General features: G+C 32.8%; 11 protein-coding genes and 5 pseudogenes. 13 read left to right on the top strand and 3 right to left on the bottom strand.

Features of this window, described 5'->3' with window-relative positions:
• Positions 1–79: 79 nt before the first annotated feature.
• Positions 80–220, top strand: a pseudogene (locus tag ACPLOV_RS01910) (AAA family ATPase); the annotation flags it as partial.
• A gap of 3 nt (positions 221–223) precedes the next feature.
• Positions 224–475 (top strand): annotated as a pseudogene (locus ACPLOV_RS01905) (PD-(D/E)XK nuclease domain-containing protein); the annotation flags it as partial.
• Between the two features lie 23 nt (positions 476–498).
• On the opposite strand, the gene ACPLOV_RS01900 reads toward ACPLOV_RS01905, so the two are convergent.
• Positions 499–2,148, bottom strand: coding sequence for an AAA family ATPase (locus ACPLOV_RS01900; RefSeq protein ID WP_424910458.1), 1,650 nt, complete (start codon positions 2,146–2,148; stop codon positions 499–501).
• A 373-nt stretch (positions 2,149–2,521) separates the two neighbouring features.
• Here ACPLOV_RS01900 and ACPLOV_RS01895 point away from each other — a divergent pair, with 373 nt between their 5' ends.
• The 5 genes and pseudogenes from ACPLOV_RS01895 to ACPLOV_RS01875 all read left to right on the top strand — a co-directional run.
• Positions 2,522–3,631: an AAA family ATPase gene (locus ACPLOV_RS01895; RefSeq protein WP_424910457.1), complete on the top strand. Its 1,110-nt coding sequence runs from the start codon at positions 2,522–2,524 to the stop codon at positions 3,629–3,631.
• Between the two features lie 160 nt (positions 3,632–3,791).
• Positions 3,792–5,336, top strand: coding sequence for an AAA family ATPase (locus ACPLOV_RS01890; protein WP_424910456.1), 1,545 nt, complete (start codon positions 3,792–3,794; stop codon positions 5,334–5,336).
• Positions 5,337–5,573: 237 nt separating this feature from the next.
• Positions 5,574–5,846: a tripartite tricarboxylate transporter permease gene (locus tag ACPLOV_RS01885; RefSeq protein WP_424910505.1), complete on the top strand. Its 273-nt coding sequence runs from the start codon at positions 5,574–5,576 to the stop codon at positions 5,844–5,846.
• A 204-nt stretch (positions 5,847–6,050) separates the two neighbouring features.
• Positions 6,051–7,505 carry an ATP-binding protein gene (locus ACPLOV_RS01880; protein ID WP_424910455.1) on the top strand — a complete coding sequence of 485 codons (1,455 nt, stop codon included), beginning with the start codon at positions 6,051–6,053 and terminating at the stop codon, positions 7,503–7,505.
• 218 nt (positions 7,506–7,723) lie between these two features.
• Positions 7,724–7,936 (top strand): annotated as a pseudogene (locus ACPLOV_RS01875) (adenine phosphoribosyltransferase); the annotation flags it as partial.
• Positions 7,937–8,042: 106 nt separating this feature from the next.
• On the opposite strand, the pseudogene ACPLOV_RS01870 reads toward ACPLOV_RS01875, so the two are convergent.
• Together ACPLOV_RS01870 and ACPLOV_RS01865 are read right to left on the bottom strand one after the other, a co-directional pair.
• Positions 8,043–8,171, bottom strand: a pseudogene (locus ACPLOV_RS01870) (zinc transporter ZupT); the annotation flags it as partial.
• A gap of 84 nt (positions 8,172–8,255) precedes the next feature.
• Positions 8,256–8,350: pseudogene (locus ACPLOV_RS01865) on the bottom strand (ATP-binding protein); the annotation flags it as partial.
• Positions 8,351–8,535: 185 nt separating this feature from the next.
• Here ACPLOV_RS01865 and ACPLOV_RS01860 point away from each other — a divergent pair.
• The 6 genes from ACPLOV_RS01860 to ACPLOV_RS01835 all read left to right on the top strand — a co-directional run bounded on the left by ACPLOV_RS01860 (position 8,536) and on the right by ACPLOV_RS01835 (position 14,731).
• Positions 8,536–9,381, top strand: a complete 846-nt coding sequence (locus ACPLOV_RS01860) for a MurR/RpiR family transcriptional regulator (protein ID WP_424910454.1) — start codon at positions 8,536–8,538, stop codon at positions 9,379–9,381.
• A 79-nt stretch (positions 9,382–9,460) separates the two neighbouring features.
• The gene (locus tag ACPLOV_RS01855; protein ID WP_424910453.1) at positions 9,461–10,765 is read left to right on the top strand and encodes a Na+/H+ antiporter NhaC family protein; all 1,305 of its coding nucleotides are present in this window, start codon (positions 9,461–9,463) and stop codon (positions 10,763–10,765) included.
• 74 nt (positions 10,766–10,839) lie between these two features.
• Positions 10,840–11,649, top strand: a complete 810-nt coding sequence (locus tag ACPLOV_RS01850; protein ID WP_424910452.1) for a carbon-nitrogen family hydrolase — start codon at positions 10,840–10,842, stop codon at positions 11,647–11,649.
• An 11-nt stretch (positions 11,650–11,660) separates the two neighbouring features.
• Positions 11,661–12,437 (top strand): serine hydrolase, encoded by a 777-nt coding sequence (locus tag ACPLOV_RS01845; protein WP_424910451.1) that lies wholly within the window; start codon positions 11,661–11,663, stop codon positions 12,435–12,437.
• Positions 12,438–12,450: 13 nt separating this feature from the next.
• Entirely contained in the window at positions 12,451–13,557 is a 1,107-nt protein-coding gene (locus tag ACPLOV_RS01840; protein ID WP_424910450.1) for a mandelate racemase/muconate lactonizing enzyme family protein, read from the top strand.
• A gap of 4 nt (positions 13,558–13,561) precedes the next feature.
• A complete protein-coding gene (locus tag ACPLOV_RS01835) occupies positions 13,562–14,731 on the top strand; it encodes a M20 metallopeptidase family protein (RefSeq protein ID WP_424910449.1) in 1,170 nt (389 codons plus the stop codon).
• Positions 14,732–14,932: the final 201 nt, after the last annotated feature.

Genomic DNA, 14,932 nt, shown 5'->3' with positions numbered 1-14,932 from the left:
AAAATTGTTTATAAATGGTAAAATTATACTGTAAATAATGTTAAATACATAGCTTTAGGAGAGTGTATAAGAAACACCCATCGGGATTCAAAGTTTCAAGGTAATAAGGGAAGAACCTTATTACTACGTTGATAAAACTTTTTTTGTCAAGAAACTTGTTGACAATGGGAAGTATTACTTTTTATCCCGCCCCAGGAGATTCGGGGAAAGCTTATATTTAGGGTTTAAAGTAATTGCTGAAGATGCAACAAATTATGGGAAAATAGATATGAGCGTTATTATTAATAAAAAAGTTTATATATTTGAGTTTAAAGTTTTAGAATATATTCCACAGGGTAGTGCTTTGGCTCAATTGAAGGAAAAAAGATATTTTGAGAAGTATTTGGGGGAATATGAGGAGATATATCTTATTGGAGTGGAGTTTAGCAAGGATGAAAGGAATATAGTGAGTTTTAATGTGGAAAAAATTAAATGAAAATAGCCCGCATTGGCGGGCTTTTACACTATCTTACACCTCCCACTTTTTCCCTTTAAAGCAATACCGGCTTTAACAACTTCGCTAACCCTTTCCTTTAAATCTACGTCGTATCTTTTTTCTTCAATCTGCTCCAGGGCTTTTAAAGCTGTTTTTTCTAAATCCTCATCTTCTGATACTTTAAACTCTATTATTACAGCTCTTGGCAATTTTTTATCTATCACAACAACATCATATCGCCCAAATCCGCTTTCCCTTTCGGATTTTACTTCAAACCTGTCGCCGAGGACGCTCAGCATCCCGAGGACAAAAGCCTGATACACCCTTTCCGCTTCATTTCCTAACATGTGGTAGCTTAAAACTTTTATAAGGATTTCATTAAACTCCCTTTCGAAGGATTTTTCATCTTGGGAAAAAAGGTGTTCAATAAGCCTTTCAACGCTGTTAGGCTCAAGATTCATGCTTTTTAGCCATGTTTCAAATATATCAACGTATAATTCCTTTAACTCCCTGTTCGGTATTAAAATTTTACAATAGGCCTTTAATCCTTTTATAGACTTTTCCTGTGCGGTAAGATATCCCGCAAATAGGAATAAGCTCCATATAGCCTCTTTGTCGTAAGTTATATCCCTTAAGGCTGTAGAGATTTTTATATCCTTTTCTATGACTTCTCCGGATATAAGTTTTGATATCTGTTCTTTTATATCCGTACTACTTTTTACAATAAGGTTTCTTATCAAATCATTGCTGGAAGTGTTTACCCAAAAAGCCTGGGGTTGTTTAAGAGAAATGTAGTTTATAACGCTCCATGGGTTGTATATGCCGTCGGTATTACCGAATTTGTATCCGTTATACCATTCCTTTATTTCTTCATATCTATCCAGCATGTTAAAGTCTGAGAGCATTTTCTTTACTTCATCGTCGGTAAAGCCGAAATAAGAGGAATAAAAGTCGTCGAGGACTGTGTATACTACGAGGTTATTCAGGCCCGAGAAGATGTCCTCCTTTGCGACCCTGTAGACACCTGTTAAGAGACCTTTGAATAAAGATGTGTTTCCTTTAAGGGCGGCGGTGAGCATACCCCGCATAAAGTCAACCGCTTTTTCATAGTATCCGTTTACATATCCGCTTTCTATAGGAACGTCGTATTCGTCAATGAGGAGGATTACTTTGCTTTGAAAATGGATTTCTAAGTAATACGATAGATTAGAAAGACTTTCCCGGTAGTCCGCAGGTTCTGCTTCTTTTTGCAGTATTTTTAAAAAATATTTTTTGTGATGGTCTTTTAGCTTTTCTGATTCTAAAAGGTAGCTAAATTTATCATACTCTTTTGATATAGCACTTTTTAAAACTTCGAAAGTATCTTCCCAGGAATTTGCTTTAGCATCCTTAAAAGTGATATGTATTACCGGGTATTTATTCATATGTTTTGAAGCGATGGGGTCATTGTATATCTTCATGCCTTTGAAAAGGTAGGAGTAGTCTTTTTCATTGGAAAAGAAGTATTTTATCATAGAAAAGTTGAGGCTTTTTCCAAATCTTCTGGGGCGGGTAATTAGGATTGCGTTTGCACCGTCAAGGAGCAGGTCTTTAATGAGCCCGGTTTTGTCTACGTAGTAATAATTTCCCTCGATTATGGTTTTAAAATCATCTATACCTGAAGGTAAAAGCAATTTATCACCCCTTAATATTTGGTTGAGATTATTATATCACAATATTATTCATCACTTTATATCTTCTAATGTAAAAAGATAGATATTTTTATTTTCTTTAGCATATTCTATAAACTCCTTTGAAAATCCTCTCTTTGAAAAAAGGGAATAATGAATTTTATAGTTTTCATTATTTTTCCCATTTATTTTGACCTTTTTTGCTTTTTCCTGCGAGTCGAGGTGTTTTGGTCGTTTAAGTCCAAATAACCGGGGGTCAGTACAATTATTAAAGGATTTTTCTTTAAAAAATTGTTTTAAATTTTATAAATGGTAAAATTATACTAAGAGAATTTTTTTATTAAATGGATGAACTGTATAAATAGAGGTGAAAAGAGTGAAAAAGCTTCCTATAGGGATACAGGATTTCAAAAAACTGGTTGAAGGGGACTATATATACGTAGATAAAACTAAATTTATATACGAATTGGCCTCATCGTCAACGCCGTATTTCATATCAAGACCAAGGAGATTCGGTAAAAGTTTGACGGTGTCAACGTTTTTTTATTTGTTTAAGGGAGAAAAGGAGCTTTTTGAAGGGACTTATATATACGATAAATGGGAATGGAAAGAATATCCCGTTATAAAGATAAGTATGACCGAGATAAACTCAACGGATGCAGATAGTGTAGAAAAAACGTTATTGTTGAAGCTTGAAAGGATATATGAAGAGTATGGTTTAAAAGTTCGCACGGATGATATAATAGTGAGGTTTAGTGACCTTGTGTATGAGTTATCAAAGAGGGGGAAAGTAGTCATATTAATAGATGAATACGACAAACCCATACTTGATCATATAATGGAACCAGAGATAGCAAAAAAGGTAAGGGAAATACTGAGGCTTTTTTATTCAACGATAAAAGATTTGGACCCGTATTTGAGGTTTGTGTTTATAACGGGGATATCAAAATTTACGAAGGCGGGGATATTCTCTTCTTTGAATAATTTGAATGATATAACCATAGATAGAGAATACTCTCAAATGATGGGGTATACGCAGGAAGAGCTTGAAAGGTATTTTGAAGGATATATAAACAAGGTATCGGAAGAATTGAGGGCTACAAGAGATGAATTATTGGAGAAGATAAAGCATAATTACAATGGTTTTTCCTTTGATGGGGAAAATTTTGTATATAATCCCTTTTCTATATTGAATTTTTTTAGCAAAAGGAGGTTTGACAATTATTGGTTTGAAAGTGGAGCACCATCGTTCTTGGTTGAGTATATTAAAGAAAATAAGGTTAAGATAGATGATATAATAGGAGAGTATGTCAAAAGCTATGATTTGACGACGTATGAGATAGAGAATGCACCCCCGAGTATTTTTTTCGTTCAATCGGGGTATTTAACATTTAAGGATAGAAATGAAAAGAAAGGATATTTACTTGATTTTCCAAATAAGGAAGTAAAGGATAGTTTTTCTAAGCTTATTATGCTGGGAACGTAATGTAAATTTAGTAGGAATAGCGATCGACGAGGAAAAGCGGAATTTAAGGGAGTGTAGTATAGAGAGGATTTAAACTTATATTACACCTGCGCTATTTCACCATTTACCTATTTTTAGGAGTATAAAAGACAGCAAAAATTCGGCTTCTGGGGTGGATATAATGAATAAAAAGTTGCCCATCGGGATTCAAAGTTTCAAGGTAATAAGGGAAGAACCTTATTACTATGTTGATAAAACTTTTTTTGTCAAAAAACTTGTTGACAATGGGAAGTATTACTTTTTATCTCGACCCAGGAGATTCGGGAAGAGCTTATTTGTGGATACGTTAAGGTGGGCTTTCCTTGGCAAAAGGGAATACTTCGAAGGCCTTTACCTTGAAAATAATTGGGATTGGGATAAAAAATACCCCGTAATATCTATCAGCTTTGGGAGCAGCGGTGTAAGTAATGTTGAAGATTTAAAGGTAATAGAAAAAGAAATAATACTGAGAAACTGCAGGGAGTACGGAATCGAATTAGAATTTGAATCCGTTACGGGGAAGTTTTTTGAACTAATACAAAAATTATACGAAAAGTATAATGCTCAGGTCGTTATACTTATAGACGAATACGATAAACCGATTCTGGACCGTATTGAAGAAAAAGAATCGGCTTTGGCAATCAGGGAAGAGCTTAAAAGTTTCTATTCCGTAATAAAAGATGCGGATCAATATATTAAATTTGTTTTCATAACGGGGGTAAGCAAATTTTCTAAAGTATCCTTATTCAGCGGCTTAAACAATCTGCAGGATATAACTTTAAATCCCGAATATGCTGTCATTTGCGGTTATACGCAGCAGGAATTTGAAAAGGTATTTTCGGATAGATTGCAAGGGGTTGATTTAAAAAAGGTAAGGGAATGGTACAATGGCTACAAATGGCTGGGAGAATCCGTTTATAATCCTTTCGATGTTCTTTTGTACTTAAGCGAAAAAAACTTCCGCCCTTTCTGGTTTGAGACGGGCACTCCTACTTTTTTGATCAAACTAATGATTGGCAATAAATATTACATACCTTCCATGGAAGATTTAGAAGCCGGAGAGGAACTTATAGGCAGCTTTGATGTGGAACAAATTTATGCTGAAAATCTTTTATTTCAAGCGGGATATTTGACGATTAAAGAAAAGCTTGGGAACGAGGGGTTAATAAGATACAGACTCGGTTTTCCAAACTTAGAGGTAAGGTATAGCCTCACAAATCATTTATTGAATTATCTTGTGGAGGACTACAGGAGGAAGGAAATAAATAGAACCGCTCTTTTTAAATCGGTTTTAGAAAACGATTTTGAAAAAATGAAGGAAGTTTTCTACTCATTTTTTGCTTCGATACCTGCGGAATGGTATAGGAAAAATGATATAGCCGGGTATGAAGGATATTATGCGAGTGTTTTTTACTGTTATTTTTCATCCTTAGGGTTTAAAGTAATTGCTGAAGATGCAACAAATTATGGGAAAATAGATATGAGCGTTATTATTAATAAAAAAGTTTATATATTTGAGTTTAAAGTTTTAGAATATATTCCACAGGGTAGTGCTTTGGCTCAATTGAAGGAAAAAAGATATTTTGAGAAGTATTTGGGGGAATATGAGGAGATATATCTTATTGGAGTGGAGTTTAGCAAGGATGAAAGGAATATAGTGAGTTTTAATGTGGAAAAAATTAAATGAAAATAGCCCGCATTGGCGGGCTTTTTTATATTAAAGCACTATTCCTAAAATAATTATAATATCGATGCTAAACCCCATTTTTTGAAAATACATTACAATAAATTCAAAAAAGGCGGCGGTGATAAATCCTTCTAAAGTTTTAGCAGAACCTAAAAGTATATAAGAACCAATAGTTACAGTTATTAGGGATTTGTGACAGATATTGTTAATCAAAGCCTTTTAGTACGCAATATCATAATGTTGATAACTGGATTGCTTGGAATAAGGCTTTTTATAAAGGTGCTTTCTGTGCCTAAAAATATCCTTACTCCGCTTATTTTCATATTGTGCATTGTGGGATCATATGCGATGAACAATAGCTTTTTCGATGTGGGAGTCATGCTGGTGAGCGGAGTAATAGGGTATATTTTTATGAAACTTGACTTCCCGGCATCTCCTATCGTTCTTGCACTCATCCTAGGCCCTATGGCTGAAAATCATAATGTCCAGAGGAAATTTTATCATATTTAGTTTATGGCAAAAGAGGCTATGAAAGCCTCTATTTTTTCTTCTTCGGATAATTTAAAAATTTTATAAGCTGCCTTATCAAAAGGCTACATTTTCAAAAATATGAAATATATTTCATAAAATAAGCAAAAAAATAATAACTATAATTTATATTTTTATTGTAAAAATCATAAATACGGTTATAATATATATAGGAGGTGCATAATATTGGCAATTGTAACTCCTGATAACATACTTAAATTGCTTTATTCATATAACCCGTGGTGGCGAAATGGAAAGATACCCGGAGATTTTGTAAAGCCTGTAAAAAGGATAGCATATTATGAAGCCATGAAAATGTTTATACATCCCGAATTAAGACGGTTCGTAATTCTTTCGGGGGCGAGGCGTGTAGGAAAGACTACGATACTTTATCAAATTATTGAAACTTTATTGGAAAAAGGGATTGAACCAAGAAAAATAATATATATTTCCTTTGATCATCCGCTTTTAAAATTTTGTAGATTAGACGATATAATTGAAATTTATGAAACAAATATATCATCATCGGAGGATGCTTTTCTATTTTTTGACGAGATTCAATATGCTCCAGACTGGGGAAATTGGTTAAAGGTATATTATGACACAAAACCTAATTGGAGAGTTGTTGCGACAGGTTCTGCAAGCCCTGTATTGGTTCAAGGTGCCAGCGAAAGCGGTGTAGGAAGGTGGACCGTCCTTCATGTTCCTACGCTTTCTTTTTATGAATATTGTGAACTTTTAAATGTAGAGAGTAAGCTTACTGAGTTTGTAAATGACATATTAGAATTAAATAAACTGAACAGGTATGAGATAAATAATATTATGAATGCTCTTTCTCCGCTGCAAAGGTATTTTTTTCGTTATTTAATTGTTGGGGGATTCCCCGAATTGGCTTTGTCGAAAGATGATTTTTTTGCTCAAAGGATTTTGAGGGAGGATGTAGTTGATAAAGTTTTGAAGCGGGATATACCATCCTTATTTAATATTCGCAATGCTTCGGTATTGGAAAAGGTATTTTTATATCTTTGCTTTAATTCATCAAATATAATAAATATAGCTACTATGAGCAAGGAGCTTGACAATACACCTTCAGCAACTTTATCTAATTATATAGAGTATTTGGAAAAAGCGAATCTTATATATATTAGTTACCCGGTTAGTCTTGACGGAAAGCAAATATTAAAAGCAAAACCAAAAATTTATATTGCTGATGCTGCAATAAGAAGCGCAGTTTTAATGCTGGATAATGTGCTGATCGAACCGGAAGAGATGGGAATAATGGTTGAAACCACGGTTTATAAGCACTTAGTTTCTTATTATAACCGAGTAAGGGCGAAGATTGGATATTATAGAAAGACAGGGGGTAATGAAAAGGAAGTGGATGCTGTTGTTGAGCTTCCCCAGGGGAAGGTTCTTTTTGAGGTGAAATTTAGAGAAAACCCCGTGATTAAGGAAAGCGATGCGATTATAGAAATGTCTAAGAATAGCAGTGAAGTAATCGGATCATTTATAATTACCAAAAAGGCGGAAGATTACGGGAAGTTACCTGTAGATACAAAAGTCCCAGTAATGCGCATACCTGCTTTTGCATTTTTGTATATTTTGGGTTATTTGGAAAAAATAAAGTTTGCATGTAATTAGTAAAGGATTTTTCTTTAAAAAATTGTTTTAAATTTTATAAATGGTAAACCTTATTACTATGTAGATAAAACTTAAAATTAAATGAAAATAAGCCCGCGTAATTGCGGGCTTTTCATATGTGCGCGGAGCATGCTTGCGTCCTTGATAGTGAAAGTAGATAGCAAGTTTTGTTATTCTGGGAGATACCGAACTGGTTTGTGCTGCAGATTATATATTTGGATAGCAATGATGTTGCTAAAATTAAGGGGAAGAGAGTAGCGATTATTGATGATGTGGTTAGTACTGGTGAATTAATTGCTGCAACACAAAAACTTGTTGAAAAGGTAGGCGGAATAGTTGTTGCAAAGGCAGCTATTCTTGCAGAAGGAGATGCTGTTAAGCGAGATGATATCATTTATATAAAAGAACTTCCTCTTTTCTATAATAAATAATTTTTTACAAAACTGTCTTACAGGTAAGAATATAAATAGAGTACTAATATTAAATTAAAGGGATAGGCATAGCTACTTTAGACTGTGCCTATCCCTTATATTCTAATTATACAAACATCAATAAACTTAACGCCATGACTGCCATTCCGGCAACAAATCCATATATAGAAAGATGATGTTCGCCGTATTCATGAGCTGAGGGGAGTAGTTCGTCAAAAGAAATAAATATGTCAATAGCGAATTAAAATGACCCATTATCAACAGATTTAAATTGAGCCACTCCGGCTTTTTTAAGATCTAAGTATTGTTATGTGAATTATTAGGTTTTTAGCCTGTCCTTCAAGCGATAGCTGTTGCTCCTTATGTTGATTATATGGGCATGGTGTAATAGCTGTCAAACACTGCAGTTGCAAGCCAAACGGTTTTCTTTATGTGCCTTCTTGAGGTCTTTATTTTAGGCATGTTTTTAAAAAAAATTATTGAAAAAAATTTTTCAAAAATCATAAAAAATGAGAAGGAATTTTCAAAAACATATAGAATTATAAATTTAAAGAAAATAAAAAATCTAAAAAAAGATATTCAATGCAGGAGGAAAAAGAGTGGAGAAAAGTATCATAAATAAAATCGTTGAAAAATATGAAGAGTTTTCAAAAACAAATAAAGTTATTGCTGATTATATTACAAAAAATTATTTAACTGTTTCATTTATTTCGATAAAAGAATTAAGTGAAAAGATTAATGTCAGTCCTGCAAGTATAACTAGATTCGCTAAGGAATTAGGATTAAACGGTTACCCTGAATTGCAGCAAAAACTTCAAGTTTTAGTAAAAAATGAAGTTATGCCAATGAAAGAGATACGAGATTCAATTTCAATAATGGATAAAGAATACAACATATTAGAAAGTATTTTTAATGCAAATATAGAGAGTTTAAAAGTTTCTCTTACGGAAAATCTTATAGAATCATTTTCAAAAGCAGTAAATGCTGTTATGGAGGCAAGAAAAGTATATATTTTAGGGCTTAGATCCTCTTTTTCACCCGCTTATTACCTGTATTTTATGCTGAAACAGTTTATGGATAACGTAATATTATTAAATACTTCTTCTTGGGATATTTACGATCACTTAGCAGATGCAGATAAAAATGATTTATTAATAACAATAGGGTATTCCCGGTATACTGCTCTTACTGTGGAAGTTGCAAAATACTGCAAAAACAGGTCAATCAAGGTTATAGGAATAACAGACAATATTTCCTCGCCAATCGCTGTAAATTCGGATATAACCCTTATAGCAAAAAACGTTTCAAATGCCTTTTCTTTCGTATCTGCTATGACTGTTTGCAATGCTTTGGTTGTCGCCTGCGGTGCTAAAAATAAAGATTATAGTTTAGAGAAAATGAAGAAAAAGGAAGCTATTCTTCTTGAGAATAAGGTTTATGAATAAACAAGAAAGGGGGCTGTGATTAAATTTTATATTTGATAAATAGTAAAATCCGAATTAATTAAAGAAAGGAGAGAAAAGAATGATTTTTGGTCTTCCTGCAATTCTTGGTTTTTTACCTCTATTGCTTTACATTATTTTATCGTTTAGAGGTAAGGATATTTTAATGGTAGTTTTATACTGCGTTGTGTTAGGTGCGATACTTACAAAACAGACTCCGGTAACATTGGGTGTAGCTATATCTAGCGCTTTAGGTTCATTTTTAGGCTTAATCGGTTTTATTATTTTGATGGGAGCAGGGGTTGGAGAAGTATTAAGCCAAACGGGTGTTGCTCAAAACATTGTTAGGCTAGTAATAACAAAAATGGGTGTGAAAAATAAAGAACAAGCAATGATAGCTACTATGGTATCTTCCGTAATTTTAGTTTCTTTACTAGGTTCTATGGCGGGGTCTAATGCAATACTTGCCCCAATCATTATTCCAATCGTTGCTAGCTTTAATATAACTCCAAATACATTAGGGGTTTTATTACATGGTGCAGGTGCTACGGGTTTATATTTAGGACCCTTTGTACCACCTGTTGTTACAACATTAGGGTTAACAGGTATAACTTATGGTCAATACTTGTTGCATGTAGGTATACCCATATCTATAATTGTCTGGATAATTACTTTTCTCGTTGCAAAACAGACCCAGAAGGCAACAGAAGGCAAATTCTCTTATTCAGAAGAAGATAAGGTTAACATTATCAATTTTGAACCTAATGAAAAGGTAGTAAAAGCAACCAATGTTTTTTTGGTTTCCATGCTTGCGTTAATAATATACGGTATAATAGCCAAAGCAGGTGCTGCTTATGTAATAGTTGTAATGGGTATAGTTGGATTTTTGACAGGTATTGTTGCAGGATTGAAAGCTGAAGATGTCTTAAAAGCTTTAATAAAAGGCAGTTCGAGGATGTATTGGTTGTTTTTCCTATTTGTCTTATACGATCCGTTCCTTAATTTTATAACAAAATCTGGAGCTTTTGATGCATTGGCCGGATATTTAAAACCTTTAATAGATGTTGGTGGACCAAAACTATTCATGATTATAAGCACTTTAGTTGGTGTATTTGGAGTAACTGGTGCTGCGGTGGCTCAAGAAAAGGTTATTCATGAACTATTTTTACCAATTGTAAATCAACTTAATTTCCCGATGCACCTATGGGCTTTAGTACTTTTAGTAGGTTCTCAAATTACATTTTTTGCGTATCCAACTGGTGATATGGTCGGACAAATGGGTCTTGCTAGGTCCAAAGATTTAAAGAGCATGATAAAAAATGGTATTTTGATAACAATATTTACAGTGCTCTATGTTGTTGTCAGAGCTTTCCTGTATAAGTTTTAATTAATCATATAGCCCTGCCGATAATTTCGTGCAGGGCTATATAGGCTAAAAAACAAAAAAGGAGGGAATTTTTAATGTTTAGATTGGGGATTTTGCAGTTTGCTATAGAATATAAAAATCCAGAAGCTAATAGAGAAAAAGTAAAAGATTTAATATCAAAAGCAAGTAAGTTAAATACTGATATATTAGTTTTACCTGAAACATGGACTACAGGTTATTCTGAAGAGGTCTTTGATAATATAATGGATTATGCTGAAAAAGAAGATGGCCCTTCTGTTACATTGCTTAGAAATTTGGCAAAGGAAAACGGAGTATATATAGTTGGAGGTTCACTGCCGGAATTTGATGGGAAAGATACGTATAACACTATATTTTTTATAGATAAAAAAGGTGAAATTATAGGCAAATATAGAAAAATGCATCTTTATAGTGCAATGAGAGAGGATAAAGGTTTTAAAAATGGAAGTGAAATGCCGGTATTTTCAACAGAGTTTGGGAAAATAGCATTGATGACTTGCTATGATATAAGGTTCCCTGAATTAAGCAGGACATATGCAGTTAGAGGAGCACAGATTATTATAACCGTTGCTAACTTTCCTAAACCAAAAGTTCATCATTGGAGAACATTATTACAAGCAAGGGCTATTGAAAACCAACTTTTTGTAGCGGCTTGCAACAGGGTTGGTTCTGCTGGTGTTAATAGTTATTTTGGGCATTCAATAGTTATAGATCCTTGGGGAGAAATATTGGCAGAAGCAGAAGAGGAGGAAAACATTATATTAGCTGATATAGATTTTTCAGCATTAGACAAAGTACGATCCTTAATACCTATGTATTATGATAGGAAACCCCAATATTATCCTGATGATATATTAAAAGCATGAGGTGAATAAGTATGTTACAAGATAAGATAAAGAAAACTTTGGAAGGGCTTGAAGGTGAATGTAGTATAATAATTCATGATTTGAAAGATGATGAAAAAGTTTTTATTAATGAAGACAAAATTTATCCTGCTGCAAGCATAATTAAATTATGGATTTTATGGAAATTATACAAAGAAGCTGAAAAAGGGAAAATAAATCTCAATCAAGAAATAATATTAAAAGATGAAAATAAAGCACCGGGTTTTGGAGTTATTCAATATCTTCATGCCGGATTAAATTTATCAATAAAAGACTTAGCTACTTTGATGATAATTTTAAGCGATAATACTGCAACAAATATATTAATTAATATATTAGGCATGGAGCATATTAATGAAGAAATAAAACAATTAGGAATGAATGATACTGTTCTTCAAAGAAAAATGATGGATTTGGAAGCAAAGGCAAAAGGGTTGGATAATTTTACTTCTGCAAAGGATACATATATGATATTAAAAAATATGGCAGAGAGTAAAGATATGTTATCAGATTCGAGAAAGGAAATGATAGATATACTTTTAAAACAGCAGTGTAATAATAAATTACCCTTATTAATGCCAGTAGGTATAAAATTTGCTCATAAAACTGGAGATCTACCTTCGGTAGAGCATGATGCTGGTATTCTTTATATTAATGATAGAGAGGTCATTGTTGTTGTAATGATGAGTAATCTTAAAAATAATTTGGAAGGGATAAAAACTCATAACACATTAGGCTCTATTATTTATGATTATTTTTCATCAAAATAGGAGGTAATGCATCATGGTTATAAAAAGTAATATAAAAGATATAAATACGACAGTTGTAGAAATACCTTTAAAAAATGAATGGAAAATATCATATTACGGGACGAAAACCAGGCCTCATGCAATTATTGAGGTAATTACGGAAGATGGGATAAAAGGATACGGGGAAGCTTCACCGGCTCCTGCTTTTATGGGAGAAACAGCATATACAATTGAACTAATCATACAAAAGTATATAAAACCTCGGTTAATAGGCCAAAATGTTTTCGATATAGAAAAGATACACGAAATTATGGACCAAGCCATATACGGTAATTATGCAGCCAAAGCCTGTATTGATATGGCTGTATATGATGCAATGGGTAAAACATTAAATTTACCCGTTTATGAATTGTTAGGCGGGAAGGTTAGAGAGGATATTGAACTTACATGGGTAGTAGGAATAAAAGAAGACTTAAAAGATGCCGTTAAAGAAGCCGAATATTACGTCAATATGGGTTATAAGGTTATAAAATTAAAAGTAGGCAATTCGCCCGAGAAAGATTATCAATTAGTTGAAACTATAAGAAATTATTTTGGAGATAGAATTAAAATAAGGCTGGATGCAAATCAAGGATACGATTATCCTACATCTCTTAAACTTTTTCAAGAATTGGAGAAGTTTGATATAGAAAGCATAGAACAGCCCGTTAAAAGATGGGATATAGAAGGATTAAGGAAATTTAGAGAAAAACTAAATACTCCAATAATGGCAGATGAAGCAGTATCCAATTTTCATGATGTGTATAATGTTATTTCAAATAATGCTGCGGACATAGTAAATATAAAAGTTGGTAAAGTAGGTGGGCTTTTGCCTGCAAAAAAAATCAGCAATGTTTTAGAATCTGCTGAATTAAGGGCAACTGCTGGGAGTAATTTGGAATTAGGAATTGGTATAGCTGCAAGCATACATTTTGTTGCAAGTTCAAAGGTTTTATCCTATCCTCATGATTTATATATTGGCATAGACTTACATGAAAATGATATAATTAAGGAAGGATTTAATTTTGTAGATGGCAAAGTAAAATGCCCTGAACTTCCCGGATTAGGAGTGGAAGTGGATACAGAGATTTTTAGGAGTTGAAAAAATGATTAAATGTAAGATCATAGAAGATAATTTAAACAAAATATTACCTAATATAATAAATCTTAGAAAAGAAATTCATCAAAACCCGGAATTAGGATATCAGGAATATAAAACCACAGAATTAATTGTAGAATTTCTTAAAAATCTTGGAATTAAGGTTGAAACTAAATATTCAGAAACAGGTGCTGTTGGTTTGATAAAAGTACCGGGGGCAGTTAAAACATTAGCAATTAGAGCAGATATTGATGCTTTACCTATACAAGAAGAAACAGGAGTACAATTTGCTTCAAAAAATGATGGAGTAATGCATGCATGTGGACATGATATACATACTGCTGTAGTTATGGGAGTTGCAAACTTATTATCAAATTTAAAGGACTATTTAAAATTCAATATAAAATTCATTTTTCAACCTGCTGAAGAATGTAGCCCTGAGGGTGGAGCTAAATTAATGATTGAAAATGGAGTTTTAGATGATGTTGATGCTATTTTAGGGTTGCATGTATGGCCTGACTTACCTATTGGTACAATAGGGGCAATAGAGGGAAATGCAATGGCGGCTTCAGATAGAATAAAAATATTGATTGAGGGGAAATCATCTCATGCTGCAGAACCTCAAAAGGGTATAGATTCAATTTTTATTGCAGGACAGGTCATTAATTTAATAAGTTCTTTTAGGGCTAAATATATAGATCCTTATGAAAATGTGATTATGACTATTGGATCAATTCAATCTGAAGGTAGATATAATATTGTATGTCCCAAAATATTTATGGATGGAACTATAAGAACATTAAGTGAAAACACAAGAGTTTATATTAAAGAAAAATTACCGGTAGTAATAAATAATTTAGTAAAAAGTTTTGATGGAAATTGTAAGGTAGATATAATAAAAGGCTATGACGTATTAAAAAATGATCCATTAATGACAGAAAAATTTATAGAAACTTCGAAGGAAATATTAGGGATTAATAATGTTTTGACTGATATTAGACCTACTATGATTTCAGAAGATTTTTCATTTTATGCAAAAAGGATTCCAGCAGTATACTTTTTCCTTGGATGTGAAAGTGAAATACCATTACATTCAAGCTTATTTTTGCCTGATGAAAAATGTATACCAGTAGGTATAAAGGCTATATCTAATTTTATTTTAAATGGTAATATATAAAAATGATATAAAACAACTTAATTATTTTGGCGCTATGTCAATAGTTGGGTGGGCATTTTACTCAAATGCCTACCCTTACTTAATTTAGGGCAAATTTTAATAAAAAAAACTTAACGTAATGGAAAACCATAAAAAAGAGCATCACAAAAACACCAACTAATGTTGGCTTGTTAAAATAGTTATAGAATTAATAGAAAAATT

The sequence above is a fragment of the Thermovenabulum sp. genome (genome assembly GCF_049723235.1).
GTDB lineage: Bacteria > Bacillota > Thermosediminibacteria > Thermosediminibacterales > Thermosediminibacteraceae > Thermovenabulum.
The sequence above is the reverse complement of the archived record's forward strand: the minus strand, read 5'-3'. Positions and strand labels throughout refer to the sequence as shown.

Bases quoted from the DNA above. Each gene is read 5' to 3' on its own strand.
- ACPLOV_RS01840 (WP_424910450.1), top strand. From the start codon at position 12,451: ATGGTTATAAAAAGTAATATAAAAGATATAAATACGACAGTTGTAGAA.
- ACPLOV_RS01850 (WP_424910452.1), top strand. From the start codon at position 10,840: ATGTTTAGATTGGGGATTTTGCAGTTTGCTATAGAATATAAAAATCCA.
- ACPLOV_RS01890 (WP_424910456.1), top strand. From the start codon at position 3,792: ATGAATAAAAAGTTGCCCATCGGGATTCAAAGTTTCAAGGTAATAAGG.
- ACPLOV_RS01855 (WP_424910453.1), top strand. From the start codon at position 9,461: ATGATTTTTGGTCTTCCTGCAATTCTTGGTTTTTTACCTCTATTGCTT.
- ACPLOV_RS01885 (WP_424910505.1), top strand. From the start codon at position 5,574: ATGTTGATAACTGGATTGCTTGGAATAAGGCTTTTTATAAAGGTGCTT.
- ACPLOV_RS01835 (WP_424910449.1), top strand. From the start codon at position 13,562: ATGATTAAATGTAAGATCATAGAAGATAATTTAAACAAAATATTACCT.
- ACPLOV_RS01845 (WP_424910451.1), top strand. From the start codon at position 11,661: ATGTTACAAGATAAGATAAAGAAAACTTTGGAAGGGCTTGAAGGTGAA.